Origin of the sequence: Allobosea sp. Root483D1 (genome assembly GCF_001429505.1) — a bacterium.
Taxonomy (GTDB): domain Bacteria; phylum Pseudomonadota; class Alphaproteobacteria; order Rhizobiales; family Beijerinckiaceae; genus Allobosea.
Genome location: NZ_LMJW01000011.1, coordinates 509753 through 526769 on the forward strand (window position 1 = coordinate 509753; position 17017 = coordinate 526769).

Sequence of the window (17017 nt, forward strand, 5' to 3'; positions counted from 1 at the left end):
CTCCTCACTCGGCCGCCAGCGGCAGGCGCTCGGCCGGCGGCCGGTCGAAATCCTCGAAGAAATGGTTGAGCGCGCTCATCACCGGCATCGGCGTGAGCCCGCCCATGGCGCAGAGCGAAGCGTCGGTCATCAGCTTGTTGAGGTCGCGCAGCACGGCGAGGTTCTTCGGCCGCTCATGGCCGGCGATGATCCTGTCGACCAGCTCGACGCCGCGCGTTGCGCCGATGCGGCAGGGCGTACACTTGCCGCAGCTTTCCTTGGCACAGAACTCGAAGGCGAAGCGCGCTTGCCTGGCCATGTCGACGCTGTCGTCGAAGACGACGATGCCGCCATGGCCGAGCATCGCCTTGATGCCGGCCAGAGCCTCATAGTCCATCGGAGTATCGAGCTGCTGTGCCGTGAGATAGGCGCCGAGTGGGCCGCCGACCTGCACGGCCCGGATCGGCCGGCCCGACAGCGTGCCACCGCCTATGTCCTCGATGATTTCGCGCAGCGAGATGCCGAAGGCGAGCTCGATCAGCCCGCCACGCTTGATGTTGCCGCCGAGCTGGACCGGCAGCGTGCCGCGCGAGCGGCCCATGCCGTAATCTGCATAGGCCTTGGCGCCATGCGTCAGGATCCAGGGCACCGCGGCGAAGGAGAGCACGTTGTTGACGATGGTCGGCTTGCCGAACAGGCCCTGCAAAGCCGGGATCGGCGGCTTGGCCCGGACGATGGCGCGCTTGCCTTCAAGGCTCTCCAGCAGCGAGGTCTCCTCGCCGCAGATATAGGCGCCGGCTCCGAGCCGGACCTCGAGCTCGAAAGCCTTGCCGGAGCCGAGCACGGTTTGGCCGAGCACGCCGGCATTGCGCGCCTTCAGGATCGCCCGCTGCAACGCCCTGTGGGCATGCGGATATTCCGAGCGCAGATAGATGTAGCCTTTGGTCGCGCCGACCGCGATCGCGGCGATCGTCATGCCTTCGATCAGGAGGAAGGGATCGCCCTCCATCAGCATCCGGTCGGCGAAGGTGCCGCTGTCGCCCTCATCGGCATTGCAGACGATGTATTTCTGTGTCGCGCCGGCGTCGTGGACTGTCTTCCACTTGATCCCGGTCGGGAAACCAGCGCCGCCGCGGCCGCGCAGGCCGGACGCCTTCACCTCCTCGACGATCTCGGCACCAGTGAGCGAGAGCGCCTTCTCCACGCCCTTCAGCCCGTCATAAGTGCGATAATCGGCGAGCGAGAGCGGATCGGTGACGCCGACGCGTTCGAAAGTCAGGCGCTGCTGGCGCTTCAACCAGTCGAGGTCATCGACCCGGCCGAGCCGCAGGCCGTGTGCGCCGCCATTCTGGAAACCGGCCTCGAACAGCGCAGCGATGTCTTTCGCAGCGACCGGGCCATAGGCGATCCGCCCCTCCGGTGTCTCGACCTCGATCATCGGCTCGAGCCAGAGCATGCCGCGCGAGCCGTTGCGGACGAGCTCGACCGCGATGCCGCGCGCCTGCGCCTCTTTCGCGATGGCATTCGCGACAGCCTCGGCGCCGACCGAGAGGGCGGCGGCGTCGATCGGAACGTAGATGCGGATCGCTTCGCTCATTGTCGAGCTCCGCACAAAGCCGCGATGCGATCGGCATCGACCCGCCCGATCAGCTCGCCCTCGACCAGAGCGGAGGGGCCGAGCGCGCAGTTGCCAAGACAGTAGACGGTTTCGACCACCGCATCGCGGTTGCCATCATGGCTGTCGACGACGATGCCGTGCTCGCGCGCGAGATCCTCGACCAGCGCCTCGCAGCCGAGCGCCTGGCAGGCCTCGGCGCGGCAGAGCTTGACGATATGGCGCGGCGGCGGGGCGGTTCTGAAGTCGTGATAGAAGGAGATGGTGCCGTGCACGTCGGCCCGCGACAGGTTGAGCACCTCGGCGATCAGCGGCACGGCCTGCGGGTCGACATAGCCGAACTCTTCCTGCAGCGCGTGCAGGATCGGCAGGGTCGCCCCTTCGAGATGCGAAAGATCCGCAATGATCAGCCGCGCGCCGTCTTCGTCCCAGGCCGGATGTGCCGCCATGTCTCCTCCGTCCCAGCCGCTCTCGGTTCTGGATTGGAGGAATTGAGACCTAAGCTTGGAACAGGTTCAAATCGTTTGTTCCGACCATATAATAGTTATGGCCTATCAAATAACGATATTGCGACCGATAAATCTCTTCCCGAACAGCGATAACCTTCGCTTATCGGGTATAAAGCTCGGTCATTCTAGCAGCTTCGATAGCTGAAAGCTATTTAACGATCGGGCGCCGCGGCAGGCTGGCATCCACCATCGCTCCGGACATCATCAGAAGGTTGCGGGCAAGCGGAGCGGCGGGGTGCCGGTCGGCCATGATCAGGCCGATCGTGCGCTTGGCGTCGGGCTCGATCAGTGGCAGCGCCTTGGTGCCGATCGGCACGCCGAAGAACTCCAGCAATTGCGAGGAGACGATGCTGGAGACGCCCTGAATGCCGGCATGGGAGCACAGGTTGAAGATCGAGTTGGTCTCGATCGCCGGCTTGGGCGCATGTCCGACCGAGCGGAAGATGCCGTCGATGATGCGCCGGTTCTGCATGTCGGCCGTGAGCAGGCAAAGCTTCAGTGCGGCGGCCTCCGCCCAGGTGATGGTCTCGCGCTCGCCGAGCGGCCCGTCCTCGCGCGTCAGCAGCACATAGGCTTCCTGGTAGATCGGCTTGGAGACGACGCGTTCGAGGGGCTCGTTGTCGAGATAGGTCAGGCCGACATCGAGCTCGAAATTGTCGATTCCGTCCTGGATCTCGGTCGAGGTCAGCGACAGCACGGTGAGCGAAGCGCCGGGATAGCGCGTCGAGAACGGCGCGGTGATGTGGGCGATCATCGGCAGCGCGGTCGGCACGGCGCCGAGCCTGATCTTGCCGCTCAGGCCTTCGCGCAATTCGGCGATCGCGCCCTTCATCTGATCGGCTTCGGCCAGCATGCGCCGGGCATGGGCGAGCACGACCTCCCCCTCCTTGGTCAAGCCCTGGAAACGCCGGCCGCGCTCGACGATCATCACGCCGAGCTCTTCCTCGAGCTGGCCGATCGCCGCCGAGAGCGTCGGCTGCGAGACATGGCAGGCCTCCGCCGCCTTGCGGAAATGCTTCTCGCGGGCAAGCGCGTCGAGATAGATGAGCTGGCGGATGATCATGGCCGCGTCTCAGGCGTCGCCGTCGAACGGCCTGCGGCAGTCTTCCCAGATTTCAGGGAGTTCCGATAGGCACCAATGAAAAGGGGCCGCTGCGGCGGCCCCTTCCCGAGGATGGTCCGGGTTCTCAGTTGTGATGCGGCAAGACGCCTGCACCGCGACCCGGCTGGCCTTCCGCGCCCTTGAAGTGGTCGTGATAGGCGAGATACTGCGCCTGTTCGGCGAGGGCTCGCTGGTTCTGGGCCTGCTCGTGCACGATGCTCTCGGCCCCGAGCTCGGTGGCGTAGGCCATGGAGCTCGCTCCCGAAAGCAGAAGCGCCGCCGCGAGGGCGGTAATCTTGCGCGAAAGCATGGCAATCTCCTGTGTGACTTGGTCGCCCGCAAATGAGCTAATCACCGCTCGGGGCTTTCCAACATCGCGGTGCACGGGTGCTCGCTCACGTTTCCGCGACGCTCCTGCCGACCGGTTTCGAGCACTTCGGTTCAGCCTGCGGTCCGGGCCGTCGATTGCCGGACGATCAGCTCGGGCGCGAAGATCAGGCTCGTCGCCGGCGCTGCCTCCGTTCCGTCCGCGACCAGGCAGTCGACGGCGGCCTCGGCCATTGCCGACAGAGGCTGCCGAAGGCTGGTCATCGGCGGGTTCATCAGCCGCGCCAGAAACAGGTCGTCGATCCCGACCATGGCGATATCGTCCGGGATCACGATGCCGTGCTCGCGCAGGCCAGCGGCCAGGCCGATCGCCAGCAGGTCGTTCATCGCGATCAGGGCCGTCGGGCGCGGGGAGGTCTTGGCCAGCGCGAGTGCGGCGTCGACACCGAGCTCGGCGATCATGTCGTCGCCGTATTGGTTCTGCGGCAGCGAGATCTCGTGGATGCGGGCCTCGTCGCCGAGCCCATGCCGCTCGGTCGCGGCGCGGAAGCCCTTCAGTCGGGCGACGCGGGCGGCAGTCTGGGCCGGGCCGGTGACATAGGTGATGCGGCGATGTCCGAGCGCGACCAGGTGGTCGACGGCGAGCGTCGTCACCATGACGTTGTCGACCGAGACGACATGGATGCCTGGCGCAGCGGCGGCGGCATCGCCCTCGAAGGCGACCACGGTGAGCCCCCTGGAAGCGAGTTCGGACAGGTGCTCCGGGTTCAGGAGCGAAGAGCCCGTGATGATGCCGCGCACGCCGAGCGCCATCAGGTCCGCGGCGAACTCCCGCTCCCGCTGCGGATCGCGGAAGGTGTTGCACAGGATCACCTGGTAGCCCCGGGCCTGCGCGGCGCGCTGGATCGCCATGGCGATCGCCCCGAAGAACGGGTTCGCCACGGCCGGGACGAGCAAGCCGATGGTCGCCGTCTTGCCGGTCTTCAGCTGCAGCGCGACCTGGCTCGGCCGGTAGTTCAGCTGCCCAATGGCCGCCTCGATCCGCTCCCGCGTCGCCGGAGTCATCTTGCTCAGCCGGTCGTTCAGGAAGTTCGAAACGCTGGATGCCGAGACGCCGGCAGCGCGGGCCACATCGAGGATCGTCGCCATGTGAAATGCCTTGTCAGCCTCAGGTATATCGTTGCACTAAGGATAAAACTATGAAACGCTCGCGTCAGATGGGCACTTTCCAGTCAGCAAGATGCCCAGTCTCGGGGATGGCGAGCAAGGTATCCAGGGAGAGCAGCAATGGGAAAGACGGTATCACGGCGTGAAATGTTGCGCCTGGGGGCAGTGATCGCGGCGCCGGCCGTGCTGAAGCTGGCGGGATCGCCCGCTGCAGCCCAATCGGGCCGGCTGCGTATCTCCTGGTGGGGCGGGGCCGACCGCGCCAAGCGGACCCAGGCCGCCATCGATGCCTTCAAGGGCCGCAATGCCGGTCTCGACATCGTCCCCGAAAGCGTCGGCTGGGATGCCTATTGGACCAAGCTCGCGACCCAGGTCGCCGGCGGCAATCCGCCCGATATCATCCAGATGGATTATCGCTACCTGCCTGAATATGCGCGGCGCGGCGCCCTGCGGCCGCTCGACGACCTGATCCCGTCGGTGATCGATCCCAGCGACTACGTCCCCTCGGTGATCGAAGCCGGCAAGATCGACGGCAAGCAGTACGGCATCCCGATGGGCATGAACAGCGACGTGCTGCTCTACGACAAGACCATGCTCGACAAGCTCGGCCTGCCGGCGCCGACGCCCGAGATGAGCTGGGCCGAGTTCACGGCGCTGGGCGAGAGCATCACCAAGAAGGCCAATAAGCGCGGCTATTTCGGCGCGGCCGATCCGAGCGTGATGGAGCCAGAGCTCGAATACTGGGTGCTGACGCGCGGGCGCGCGCTCTACGATGCGTCCGGGCGCCTCGGCTTCACGCGCGACGACGCCGAGTCCTGGCTGGCGCTCTGCGCCGAGATGCGCGCCAAGGGCGCAATTGCGCCGGCCGACATCGCTGCCACCGACAAGATCACCATCGACAGCGACCTGCTGACGACCGGCCGTGCCGCGATCACCTTCACCAACAGCAATCAGATCGTCGGCTATCAGGCCGCCAACAAGGGCAAGATCGGCATGGCCTTCCACCCCAAGGGGGAGAAGCCGGGCGAATACCTCAAGCCCTCGATGATGCTGTGCGTGTCGGCGACCGCAGCCGATCCCAAGGCGGCCGCTGCCCTGATCGACTTCATGGTCCTCAAGCCCGATGGCGCCAAGCTGCTCGGCGTCGAGCGCGGCGTCTCGCCGTCCGCGAAGGTTCGCGAGCTCCTGGCGGGCGATCTCGACGAGACCGGCCGGCTCCAGGTCGACCATCTCTCGGCGCTGAGCAAGCGTGGTCCCGCGCCGCTGCCGCCGGCGCCGCCCAAGGGAGCCGCCGAGGTCACCGCCCTGATCCGGCAGGCCGCCGAAAAGACCGGCTTCAAGCAGCTCACGCCGAAGCAGGCCGCCGACCAGCTGGTCTCGGAGGCCGAGCGCATCCTGTCCAAGGCGTGATGATGACGGCTTTCCGCGACACCGCGGTCGCAGCGCCGGGCCTTTCGGCCCGGCGCCGGCGATTCGGCGGCTGGCGACAGGGGCTGCCGGGCTATCTCTTCCTGGCCCCCTGGCTCGCCGGCTTCTTCCTGCTGACGCTCGGCCCGACACTCGTCTCGCTCTATCTCTCCTTCACCGATTTCGACCTGTTGCGTTCACCGCAATGGATCGGCGGCGCGAATTACGAGCGAATCTTCACATCCGATCCGAAGTTCTGGACCTCGGTTGGGGTCACCCTGAGCTATGTCGCGCTGTCGGTGCCGCTGAAGCTCGGCTTTGCGCTCGCCGTCGCGATGTGGCTCAACCGCGGCATCGCCGGGCTTGGCATCTACCGGGCGATCTTCTACCTGCCGTCGCTGCTCGGCGGCAGCGTCGCGGTCGCGATCCTGTGGAAGCAGGTCTTCGGCTATGACGGCCTGGTCAACCAGCTGTTGTGGCTGGTCTTTGGTGTCAACGGCCCGAGCTGGATCTCGAACCCGGCGACCTCGCTCTACACGCTCGTGCTGCTGAGCGTCTGGCAGTTCGGCTCGCCGATGATCATCTTCCTCGCCGGCCTGCGCCAGATTCCGCGCGATCTCTACGAGGCCGCCAGCATCGACGGTGCCACCCGCCGCCAGCAACTGACCCGGATCACGCTGCCGCTGCTCGCCCCGGTGATCTTCTTCAATCTGGTGCTGCAGACGATCGAGGCGTTCAAGGCGTTCACGCCGGCCTTCATCATCAGCGGCGGCACCGGCGGGCCGGTGGATTCGGTACTGTTCTACACGCTCTACCTCTACCAGCAGGGCTTCGCCTATTTCCGCATGGGCTACGCCTCGGCGCTCGCCTGGATCCTGCTGCTGACGATCGCCGCCTTCACGGCGCTCGCCTTCCTGTCGCAACGCTACTGGGTCTATTATGAAGACGATCCGCGCTGAGGGCACTGCCGTGGCCGAGGAGGTCGATCGCTCATGGCGGGCGCTGCCCAAGCATGTGGCGCTGATGCTGGCATCGCTGGCGATGCTGTATCCGCTGCTGTGGATGCTCAGCAGCTCGTTCAAGCCCGAGGACGAGATCTTCAGCGACCTCTCGCTCTGGCCGCAGACGGTCACACTCATGAACTATGTCGAGGGCTGGTTCGGCCTCGGCATCCAGTTCGGACGGTTCTTCCTGAATTCGCTGATCGTCTCGGGGCTGGCCGTCATCGGCAATCTCGTCGCCTGCTCGCTGGCCGCCTTCGCCTTCGCCCGACTGGAGTTTCCGTTGAAGAAGCTCTGGTTCGCCGCGATGCTGGGCACGCTCATGCTGCCCTATCACGTCACCCTCATCCCTCAGTACGTGCTGTTCCAGAAGCTTGGCTGGCTCAACACCTTCTGGCCGCTGGTCGTGCCGAAATTCCTGGCGGTCGATGCCTTCTTCATCTTCCTGATGGTGCAGTTCTTTCGCGGCATCCCGCGCGAACTCGACGAGGCGGCGGTGATCGACGGCTGCGGACCCTGGCGGATCTACTGGAGCATCATGCTGCCGCTGTCGCGGCCGGTGCTGGCGGCAGCTGCGATATTCTCCTTCATCTGGACCTGGGACGATTTCTTCGGCCCGCTGCTCTATCTCACCGATGTCGCCAACTACACCGTGCCCCTGGCGTTGCGCGGTTTCATCGATGCGACCAGCCGGTCGGCCTGGGGGCCGTTGTTCTCCATGTCGATCCTCAGTCTCGTACCGGTCTTCGCCGCCTTTCTGATGTTCCAGAAGCACATCATCGAGGGCATCGCGGCCTCCGGATTGAAGCGGTGAAAGCGCGATGACAGCTGCCACTCCACCCGTTCCGCTGGGCGCCGCCATCCGTCACGAATGGCTGCTCGACTGGAGCAAGCTGACCGTCAATCATGGCGCCTATGGCGCGGCGCCAAAGGTCGTCCTCGACGCGCAGGAGAGCTGGCGGCGGCGCATGGAAGAGCAGCCCTCGCTGTTCATGCGCCTCACTCTGCCTCCGGCCCTGCGCAAGGCTGCGGACAGCCTCGGCCGCTTCATCGGCGCGGATGGGCGCGATCTCGTCTTCGTCGACAATGCGACCAGTGGCTGCAACGCAGTGCTGCGCTCGCTGGACTTCGCCCCGGGCGACGAGGTCCTCGTCCTCAGCCATGCCTATGGCGCGGTCCGCAACACGGTGCGCTATCTCGCGCAGCGGCATGGCCTGAAGATCGTCGAGGCGACGATCAGCTTCCCGCAGCCCGATGCCGACGAGATCGTCGCCGCGGTCGGCGCGGCCCTGAGCGAACGGACGCGCATTGCGGTCCTCGACCACGTCACTTCGGCCAGCGCGTTGGTCATGCCCATCGCCCGTCTGGTTGCGCTCTGCCGCGCGGCCGGCGTGCCGGTGCTGGTCGACGGCGCCCATGCGCCGGCCCTGGTCGATCTCGACGTGCGCGCGCTCGATGCGGACTGGTATGTCGGCAATTGCCATAAATGGCTGATGGCGCCGAAAGGCTGCGCCTTCCTCTGGACGCGGCCGGAGCACCAGGCCGCCATCCATCCGCTGACGATCTCACATGGCTTCGGCCGTGGCTATATCGAGGAGTTCGACTGGACGGGGACGCGCGACCCCAGCGCCTTCCTCGCGGTCGAGGCGGCACTGGCCTTCCATGAGACGCTGGGCGGAGCCGCTTTGCGGGCCCGCAACAACGCCCTTGCCGAAGGTGGGGCCGACATTCTCGCCACGGCTTTGGGAACCGAGATAGGCGCCGGCTCCGCGCTCTCGGCGGCGATGCGGCTCGTCCGGTTGCCAGTCCCTGGCCCGGCGAGCCCTGATCGGGCCCTGGCGGCGCGGCGACAGCTTGAGATCAGGGGCTGCGATGCGCCGGTCTCTGCGATCGGCGATGGGCTCTGGCTGCGGCTCTCGGCCCAAGCCTACAATGAAGAAGCGGATTACGAGCAGCTCGCGGCCTTCGTCCAGGCATTCCTCGCCGAGGACATCGTCTGATGAAGCGCTTGGATGCGGCGGAAACCGGCGCCGGCCTGCCGGGGCGCGACTGGCTGAGGCAGGTTCTGATTCCAGGCTGGGCCCAGCGTGTCGTGCAGCCCGGTCGCCCGGGGTTCGTTGAATGGTTCGATCCGGCGGCTGCCACGCAGGATGCCGGCGCGGTCAGGACGACGCTGGTGACGGCGCGTCTGACCTATGTCTTCAGCCATGCCCATCTGCTCGATCCCGCGAGCGGGGCACTCGCCGTGGCGCGGCATGGCTTTGCCTTCCTGCGCGATGCCTGCCAGGACGGGCAGGGGCGGTTTCGCCATGTCGTCGGCGAGGACGGCTCGCCGATCGATGCCCGCACCGATCTGTACGACCTCGCCTTCGTCCTGTTCGCCATGGCCTGGTTCTATCGCGCGACGCAGGACGAGCAGGCCCTCGCCATCGCGAACGAAGTCATCGGCTTCATCGAGCGCGAGCTGGCGCATCCCGAAGGCGGCTTTGCCGAGGATACGCTCGGCACGCTGCCGCGGCGGCAGAACCCGCATATGCATCTGCTCGAGGCGTTCCACGCCCTCGCCGAGGCCACGGGTGACTCGCGCTGGCTCGACCATGCCTGTGGCATCGTCGGGCTGGCGCGCGAGCGGATGATTGACGCTGCGACCGGCTCGCTCGGCGAATATTTCACCACGGATTGGCAGCCGGCTCCTGGCGCCGCCGGCGCCTTGCGCGAGCCCGGACATCATTTCGAATGGACCTGGCTGCTGCTGCACCACTGGCGGCTCACCGGGGATGTGCAGGCACGCGATCTCGCCGACAGGCTCTACGGCTTCGCGATAAAACACGGTCTCGACGAGGGCAGCGCCGGCCCCGTCGCGGCCTTCGACGCGGTCGACCGGATCGGAGGACTCGTTGCGGCGACGAAGCTGCTCTGGCCGCAGACCGAGGCGATCAAGGCATTCCTGGCCCGGATCGAGCTGCTCGGCGATGCCGACGCCGCCCGGCGCCTCGACATCCACCTCGACAGCATGTTCCGCTGCTTCGTCGCGCCCGAGACGGGGCTCTGGTTCAATCAGCTGACGAGAGATGGAACCCCTACGCAAACCATGATTCCGGTACGCGTCTTGTACCACCTCCTGCTCGCCATGGCGGAGTGGGAGCGCGTGCGGCTCGGCATGGCATCGAGCCCCTAGATAAGCTTGCCCTATCAGCCTTGCGACGAACGCCGCCCCGCCGCCGCGAGAGCGACGGCAGGGCGCTGACCAACGCTCAGCCTATCACGGGATGACCGGCGCCCGGTAAGTGAAGGTGTGCATCAGGGCGACCGCAAGCAGCATCACCACCGGGAAGTGGATGAAGAACTGCATCGAGGTGTAGCCGATCAAATCCTTCGATTTCAGCTTGAGCACGCCGAGCAGCGGCAGCATCCAGAACGGGTTTATGAAGTTCGGCAGGGTTTCGGCGATGTTGTAGACCATCACGGTCCAGCCGAGATGCGCGCCGATCTCGTTGGCGGCCTTCATGATGTAGGGCGCCTCGATGATCCATTTGCCGCCGGCCGAGGGAATGAAGAAGCCGAGCACCGCCGAATAGATGCCGACGATGAAGGAGAACACGCTGGTGTCGCTGGCGAGGCTGACGAACCAGTGCGCGATCGTGTCGGAGAGCGAGGCGCCCTCGGTCTTCACCCGCGTCAGCATGTAGGCGATGCCGCCATAGAACGGGAACTGCAGCAGCACGCCGGCGACGCTCGGCATCGCCTGCGAGAAGCTGACCAGGAAGCTGCGCGGGCGCCAGTGCAGCAGCGCGCCGACGAGCAGGAAGACGAAGTTGTAGGTGTTGAGGCCCGACATGGTGATGAGCGGGTTGCCGGACTTGAAGGTCTCGTAGAACCAGCCGGCCGCCAGCACGACGATCAGGATCGTCAGGATCGGGCTGAATTCGAGATAGTCGCCGGGACGCGTCGGCTTCTGCTCGACCTTGGCGTCGACGAGATCGACGCCGAGATCGGCAGCGGTCTTGGCAGCGGCATCGGACGGGGTGGTGTAGTAGCAGATCGCCGCCGAGAGCAGCGTTCCGACCACGATCACCAAGAGGTTCTGCCAGGTCAGGATCGTCTCGTAGAAGCTGATCACGCCGGTGATTGGCATCAACGAAGGCGGGATGCTCGCCGGGTTGGCCTGGAGCTGTGCCGCCGAGGAGCTGATGCCAAGGGTGAAGCCGAAGCCGAGGCCGAGATAGCCGGCAGCGCCCGCCGCGCGATAGTCGAGGCGGATGTCCTTGCGCCGCGCGATCTCGCGCACCAGCAATCCCGAGAAGATCAGGCTGACGCCCCAGTTGACCAGCGAGAGCAGGATGCTGACGACGCCCACGAAGACGACGGCGCCGCGGCCGGTCGTTGGCACGGCGGCAGCGCGCCGCATCAGCGCCGCGACCGGCGGCGACAGCGCCACGATGTAGCCGCCGATGGCGACCAGCGCCATCTGCATGGTGAAGGGGATGATGCTCCAGAAGCCCTCGCCGAAGGCCGCGCTGACCGCGACCGGCGAGCCGCCATGCACGATCGCCGCGAGCGCGACCGCCACCGTCGCCAAGAGGACGAAGATGTAGGCGTCCGGGAACCAGCGCTCGGAAAAGGCCACCATGGTCTGCGACAGGCGCACGAGCACGCCTTCACGCGGCGGCTCCGCCGTCCGGCCATTCAAGGTCGTATCAGTCATCTTCCCCTCCACATGGCGGTTTTTCCGCCGTTGGCTTCACATCAGGCATCGAGAACGAGGTCGCTGAGCGGCACCGCGCAGCAAGTCAGGCAGCTGTCCGGCGCGCCGTCATAAGGCGAGAGATGGCTCGCCGTGCCGGAGACGACGCGCAGGCAGCAGCTCTCGCATTGGCCGCTGCGGCAGCCGCTTGGCAGCGACAGCCCCGCCGCTTCCGCGGCATCCAGCAGGCTGCCGGCCTGCGCCGACCAGGCAAAGGACCGGCCGCTGCGCTCCAGCACGATGCGGCGCGGCGCCAGGTCGGGCGGAATCTCGATCTGGGAGACGAAGACTTCGCTGAAGATGTCGAAGCCCGGCAGGCCGGTGCCGACCAGGGCAGCTTTGGTTTCAGCGACGAAGCCGTCGGGCCCGCAAAGATAGGCGAGGGGGCGATGCGCGCCCGGGACGAGCCCGAGCGCCGCGATGTCGGGTCGGCCGGCATGGTCATAGTCACGGCCGGGACGATCCTGCGGCCGCGGCCGGGTGAAGGCCCGGATCACCCGTAACTCCGGGATTCTGCCGGCGATCCTCTGCAGCCAGTCGCCGAAAGGCTGTTCGGCCCCGTTTCGGCAGATATAGACCAGTTCGACGGAAGGCGGGCGCAGCTCGGGCGCGATCCGCGCGAGCGCATCGAGATAGCCGATGAAGGGCGTGATGCCGATGCCGGCGGCGACCAGGATCACCGGGCGTTTCCCGGTCAGCGGAGGCGTGAATATCCCCGCCGGGGGCTGCAGTGTGACGAGGCTCCCCGGCGTGAGCTCGTGCAGGCGCGTCGACATCCGGCCCGGCGGTGCGCCCTCGCCACCCGGCCCGATGCGACGCACCGCGATCTCGAACTCGGCTGGATTATCGTTGGCGCCGGTCAGGGAATAGCTGCGCGAGAGCTGCGTCTGCGGCTCCGTCACCTGGACATGCTGTCCGGGCAGGAAGCTTGGCAATGGCCCGCGATCGACAGGCGTCAGACCGAAGGCGAGGACATCGTCCGCCTCTCCCCGGCGCGAGGTCACACGGAAGGCGCGCTCCCCCGTCCACCAGCCGCGCGAGGCGGTATCATCGCGGACGATTTCGCAAGCGACCGCCCGCAGCGGCACCGAGCCGCTGATCGGGTCGCGGTCACGATCCGACAGAACCGCATTGATGTTGCGCGTCGCCGCTCCCGTCACCGGCGCACCGGAACGTCCGAGCGGCGTGCAGGCTTCCCACCAGCCGAACTCGGCGATCACGGTGCCGGCAGGCAGCGTCGGCTCCAGCTTCGCCCGCAGCCTCGCCTCGCCGTCGCGCGTGCGCACGATCACCCAGTCGCCGGCGGCGATGCCACGCGCTTTCGCATCGGCCAGGCTGAGTTCGACAGATGGGTCCGGCGCCTTGCGCCGCAGCGAGGCGACATGGCGATGCGAGCTGTGGACGAACCAGCCGGATTTCGCGGTCGAGAGCAGAAGCGGCAGCTCTGCCGGACGCCCTTCTGCGCTCGCCGGCTCGACATGGCAGGGCAGGGCCGAATGGCCGAGCGCGAGAAGCTGCTCGGAATAGATCTCGACCCGTCGACTTGCCGTCGGGAAGCCGGCGACTCCACCTTCCGCCCGGCGCAGGGCGAATTTCCATTCCGGATTTGGCTGCGGCAGGCGAATGCCGGCGGGCTCCGTCCGCAGCCGCGCCACCGTCAGCCCGAGCGGCTCGAGCTGATGGTTCCAGCCGGCCTCGATCGAGCCGTCGAAGAAGGCGTCGGCATGACCGAGGCGGCAGGCGAGATCGAAAGCGATGTCGTAATCGGCCCGGACGTCGCCGCGCGGCGGCACGATGCGCTGGCGCAGCTGGATATGCTCAACCGCTTCCTGAGTGATCTCGAAGCCTAGCCTCAGTGCCTCGCGCTCCCAGGGCATGCTGGCCGGCAGGACGATGTCGGCCTGTTCGGCGGTCGGGTTCATGAACATGTCGACATGGACATGGAATTCGAGCGCCTGCAGCGCCGCGCGATTGCGCCCGGAGTCGCCCTGCGACACTACGAAATTGGTGCCGAAGCTCATCAACGCGCGAACCCGGTAGGGCTCGCCCTCGAGCACGGAACGGCAGAAATCGCGTGCGGTGATCCAGCCCTTGGCTGGTGGCCCCAGCGGCAGTTCGGCGAGACCGAGCGCCTTGCGGCGCTGTGCTTCCGGCAGCAGGGCATAGTCGTTCACCGCACGGAAAGGCGGCGCGCTCGTCCAGACATTGCCGCCGATCCGGTCGCTCGCCCCGGTGAGCGCGTAGAGCGTGCCGATGGCGCGCTCGATCATGGTGGCGTTGGAATGCTGACCGACGCCGGTCCAGGAGTGATAGGCGAGGCGCGGCGAGCCCTCGAACAGGGCGTAGAAGCGGGCGAGATCGGCGGGGGCGAGCCCGGTGATCCCAGCGACATGCTCCGGCGTGAAGGCGGCGGCTTCGCGCGCCAGCAGCCGCATCACGGTGACGCAGGCGATCGTCCTGCCATCCGCGCCGCGCAGCTCCGCCTCGCCATCGAGGACGATATCCTGCGGTCGTTCGAGTGCCTGGCGCGTGTCGTAGGCCTGTACTGAGCCGTCCGGCCGCAGCAGCACGAAGGCCTCGGCTGCGCTCTCCGGCCAGAGATCCCGCGCGCGAACGAGGCCCCCCGTAGCGAGATCGACCAGCATCGGCGCGTTCGTCCATTGCCGGACAAAGGCGTCGTCATAGCTGCGATTGGCGAGGAGATGGCGGATCGCGCCCATCGCAAGCGCCCCGTCGGCCCCCGGGCGGATGCCGAGCCAGAGATCGGCGCTCTCGCCGGCGCCACCGCGCTTGGGATCGACCACCGCGACGGTGGCGCCGCGCTTGCGGGCCTCGGCGATCCGGGTCGCCTGCGCCAGCCAGGTCCGCGTCGGGTTGTGCCCCCACAGCACGATGGCGTCGGCATTGTCGTAGTCGGCGGCGCCGATGCCGCGGCCATAGGTCAGGGCCTGGGCGTAGTCCTTGTGCCAGCCGCAGATCTCGACCGCATAGATCAGGTTGGGACTGCCGAAGCAGCGGATGAAGCGTTCGACCCATTCGAAGCTGTCGACCATCGGCGTGCCGCTCGGCGTCGTCACCGCGAACGCGACCGTCTCGGCCCCGGTTTCGTTCCGGATCGTGCCAAGTCGTTCGGCGATCGTGTCGAGCGCCTCCGACCACTCGATCTCGATCCATTCCGGCGAATCGGCGCCGCGCGGCGCGGTGCGCTTCAGCGGTTTACTGAGCCGCAGCGGGCTTTCGACCAGCTCGGGCGCGGCTCGCCCCTTGGCGCAGAGCGCCGCCCCGGTGGGATGGGACGGATTGGGCGAAACCGCCACCAAACGCCCGTCCAGCACGTGATTCAGCGAGCCGCAGCGGGAGCGGCACAGGGTGCAATACCCCTCTTTGATCTCGGCTTGGCGCAGGTCGGGCATGCAGTAATGTATAACGCGTGACGCGCTACTTCAAGCCTGAGATGCGACTCGCTATATCCGGGTGGATCGTGGCAGAGAGCGCAGGATATGCAGACGCAGGGTGGGGAACGGATGCAGCTGGTCTCAGGCGATGCCAATCTGCGCGAAAAGGTCGTCCATCAGCTGCGGATCGAGATCGTCTCGGGCGAAATGCCGCCGGGTACGGTCTGTTCCGTGCCGTCTCTGGCACGCACGCTCGGCATCTCGACGACGCCGATCCGCGAAGCCCTGCTCCAGCTTACCTCGGACGGACTGCTCCAGCCGATGCGAAATCGCGGCTTCCGGGTCGTCGACCCCTCGCTCGACGAGCTTCGCGGCATCTTCGAGGTGCGCGCGCAGCTCGAGACGTCGGCCTTCCGCAAGCTGGTCAGGATGGGAGCTGAGAATCTCTCAGAGCTCCAGGCCTTGGCCGATGCCATCGCCGCATCCGTCGAGACGGGGGATGTGCCGCGCTATCTCGCCGCCGACAGGGCCTTCCATGCCGAGCTGCTGGCGCTGGCCGGCAACGAGGTACTCGCCGACATCGTGCTGCGCCTGCGCGACCGGATGCGCCTCTACGGGATCCGCTCGCCGCACGGCCTCGCGCGGCAGAAATCGTCGGTGCCGGAGCACTACCGCATCATCGAGATCATCAAGCAGGGACTTGAAGACGAGGCGGAGGCGCTGATGGCAAGCCATATCATGGCCTGGGAACCGATCTTCACCGAGGCGATCGCCCAGCGGAATGCTCAGGCGACCAACTGACGACAGCCCGAGGTCGATTTTGACGGCGAGCGATAGCGCTCCGTAGGCCGGTGTGTTTTGCGCCGGAGGGCGCTCGCTCGCCGCGCACCAATAGTGGCTCGGCCTCCCGATCCAGACGGCCGAGCCGGATCAGCGGCGATGAGATCTGGCTCCGGGTGAGCCGGCAGCTCGCTTCATACCCCTAGAAATACCCGCCCTTTTCGGCGATCGCCTGGACGCTCTCGCCGTCGGCGACCCAGCCGAAGATCGTCTTCTCGTTGCGCAGGATCTCCTCGGCCCGCTCCAGGACGGCGACCGCGAGTCTGCGCGGCACGACGATGACGCCGTCGATGTCGCCGATGACGATGTCGCCGGGCCTGATCCAGCAGGAGCCGATCTTCACCGGGGTCTGGTAGTGCGAGATCAGGCAGCGGCCGAGCGCCGTTGGGGCTGCGATAGCGATAATAGACCGGGAAATCCTTCTCCAGGATCTGGTGGGTGTCGCGGATGCCGCCGTCGATCACGGCGGCGCGGATGCCCTTGCCGATCGCGGTCGCGGTCATGACGCCGCCCCAGGCCGTCGCTTCCTGGTCGCCGGAGGTATTCCAGACCACGAAGCTGTCCTCAGCCATCGCGTCGAGCATCTGGGTGCGGAAGGTCAGTTCGCCGGAGACCTTGGTGTTGGGCGCGCTCTTCACGGTGAAGGCGAAGCCGGCGACGGTCTTCTCCGATCTCAGCGGGACGAGCGCATTCGGGAGAGTCTGCTCGGTCAGGCAGTGCTCGCGCACCACATCGCTGATCGCGCCGGTATAGAGGCGCTCATAGCGGGCGAGCAATTGCTTTGGCGTTGCCTTCGAGCCCCCAGGCGGGGTCCTCGAAATACTCCATGCCGACGGCTTCCAGCCGCTGGCCGATGCGGATCGCCGTTGGGACCGACCAGACGCCGTTGGGGTCGATGCGCAGGCCGAAGTCCGGCCCCATGCGCTCGCGG

At 66.7% G+C, this 17017-nt stretch carries 15 protein-coding genes and 1 pseudogene; 6 read left to right on the forward strand and 10 right to left on the reverse strand.

Going from position 1 to position 17017, the window contains the following annotated elements; all coding sequences use genetic code 11:
- Window positions 1-4: 4 nt before the first annotated feature.
- From ASE66_RS12260 to ASE66_RS12280, 5 genes are all read right to left on the reverse strand, one after another.
- Window positions 5-1576, reverse strand: a complete 1572-nt coding sequence (locus tag ASE66_RS12260) for a formate dehydrogenase beta subunit (RefSeq protein WP_057189867.1) — start codon at window positions 1574-1576, stop codon at window positions 5-7.
- The gene (locus ASE66_RS12265; RefSeq protein WP_057189868.1) at window positions 1573-2043 is read right to left on the reverse strand and encodes an NAD(P)H-dependent oxidoreductase subunit E; all 471 of its coding nucleotides are present in this window, start codon (window positions 2041-2043) and stop codon (window positions 1573-1575) included. Before ASE66_RS12265 ends, ASE66_RS12260 begins: the two co-directional genes overlap by 4 nt.
- A 208-nt stretch (window positions 2044-2251) precedes the next feature.
- Window positions 2252-3166 carry a LysR family transcriptional regulator gene (locus ASE66_RS12270; protein WP_057189869.1) on the reverse strand — a complete coding sequence of 305 codons (915 nt, stop codon included), beginning with the start codon at window positions 3164-3166 and terminating at the stop codon, window positions 2252-2254.
- A gap of 124 nt (window positions 3167-3290) precedes the next feature.
- Window positions 3291-3515: a hypothetical protein gene (locus ASE66_RS12275; RefSeq protein ID WP_057189870.1), complete on the reverse strand. Its 225-nt coding sequence runs from the start codon at window positions 3513-3515 to the stop codon at window positions 3291-3293.
- Window positions 3516-3646: 131 nt separating this feature from the next.
- Window positions 3647-4681: a LacI family DNA-binding transcriptional regulator gene (locus ASE66_RS12280; RefSeq protein WP_057189871.1), complete on the reverse strand. Its 1035-nt coding sequence runs from the start codon at window positions 4679-4681 to the stop codon at window positions 3647-3649.
- Between the two features lie 138 nt (window positions 4682-4819).
- On the opposite strand from ASE66_RS12280, the gene ASE66_RS12285 reads away from it, so the two are divergent.
- From ASE66_RS12285 to ASE66_RS12305, 5 genes are read left to right on the forward strand one after another with little or no spacing between them, the layout of a single operon-like run.
- On the forward strand, window positions 4820-6109 hold the full coding sequence (locus tag ASE66_RS12285) for an ABC transporter substrate-binding protein (RefSeq protein WP_082613375.1): 1290 nt from the start codon (window positions 4820-4822) through the stop codon (window positions 6107-6109).
- A 2-nt stretch (window positions 6110-6111) separates the two neighbouring features.
- On the forward strand, window positions 6112-7065 hold the full coding sequence (locus tag ASE66_RS12290) for a carbohydrate ABC transporter permease (protein WP_082613385.1): 954 nt from the start codon (window positions 6112-6114) through the stop codon (window positions 7063-7065).
- Entirely contained in the window at window positions 7046-7921 is an 876-nt protein-coding gene (locus ASE66_RS12295; protein WP_057189873.1) for a carbohydrate ABC transporter permease, read from the forward strand. Before ASE66_RS12290 ends, ASE66_RS12295 begins: the two co-directional genes overlap by 20 nt.
- 7 nt (window positions 7922-7928) lie before the next feature.
- Complete coding sequence (locus ASE66_RS12300) at window positions 7929-9107, forward strand: aminotransferase class V-fold PLP-dependent enzyme (RefSeq protein ID WP_057189874.1); 1179 nt, start codon at window positions 7929-7931, stop codon at window positions 9105-9107.
- Window positions 9107-10285, forward strand: a complete 1179-nt coding sequence (locus ASE66_RS12305; protein ID WP_057189875.1) for an AGE family epimerase/isomerase — start codon at window positions 9107-9109, stop codon at window positions 10283-10285. Before ASE66_RS12300 ends, ASE66_RS12305 begins: the two co-directional genes overlap by 1 nt.
- A gap of 84 nt (window positions 10286-10369) precedes the next feature.
- Here the strand turns inward: ASE66_RS12305 and ASE66_RS12310 are convergent, their stop codons facing one another.
- Together ASE66_RS12310 and ASE66_RS12315 are read right to left on the reverse strand one after the other, a co-directional pair.
- On the reverse strand, window positions 10370-11812 hold the full coding sequence (locus tag ASE66_RS12310) for a short-chain fatty acid transporter (protein WP_057189876.1): 1443 nt from the start codon (window positions 11810-11812) through the stop codon (window positions 10370-10372).
- Between the two features lie 41 nt (window positions 11813-11853).
- Window positions 11854-15264 carry a molybdopterin-dependent oxidoreductase gene (locus ASE66_RS12315; protein ID WP_082613376.1) on the reverse strand — a complete coding sequence of 1137 codons (3411 nt, stop codon included), beginning with the start codon at window positions 15262-15264 and terminating at the stop codon, window positions 11854-11856.
- 111 nt (window positions 15265-15375) lie between these two features.
- On the opposite strand from ASE66_RS12315, the gene ASE66_RS12320 reads away from it, so the two are divergent.
- Window positions 15376-16047, forward strand: coding sequence for a GntR family transcriptional regulator (locus tag ASE66_RS12320; protein ID WP_057189877.1), 672 nt, complete (start codon window positions 15376-15378; stop codon window positions 16045-16047).
- Window positions 16048-16228: 181 nt separating this feature from the next.
- Here the strand turns inward: ASE66_RS12320 and ASE66_RS33690 are convergent, their stop codons facing one another.
- From ASE66_RS33690 to ASE66_RS33965, 3 genes and pseudogenes are all read right to left on the reverse strand, one after another.
- On the reverse strand, window positions 16229-16504 hold the full coding sequence (locus ASE66_RS33690) for a hypothetical protein (RefSeq protein WP_320409767.1): 276 nt from the start codon (window positions 16502-16504) through the stop codon (window positions 16229-16231).
- Window positions 16505-16523: 19 nt separating this feature from the next.
- A pseudogene (locus tag ASE66_RS33960) lies at window positions 16524-16817 on the reverse strand (hypothetical protein); the annotation flags it as partial.
- A gap of 28 nt (window positions 16818-16845) precedes the next feature.
- Entirely contained in the window at window positions 16846-17007 is a 162-nt protein-coding gene (locus tag ASE66_RS33965) for an enolase C-terminal domain-like protein (protein WP_413814262.1), read from the reverse strand.
- Between the last annotated feature and the right edge of the window lie 10 nt (window positions 17008-17017).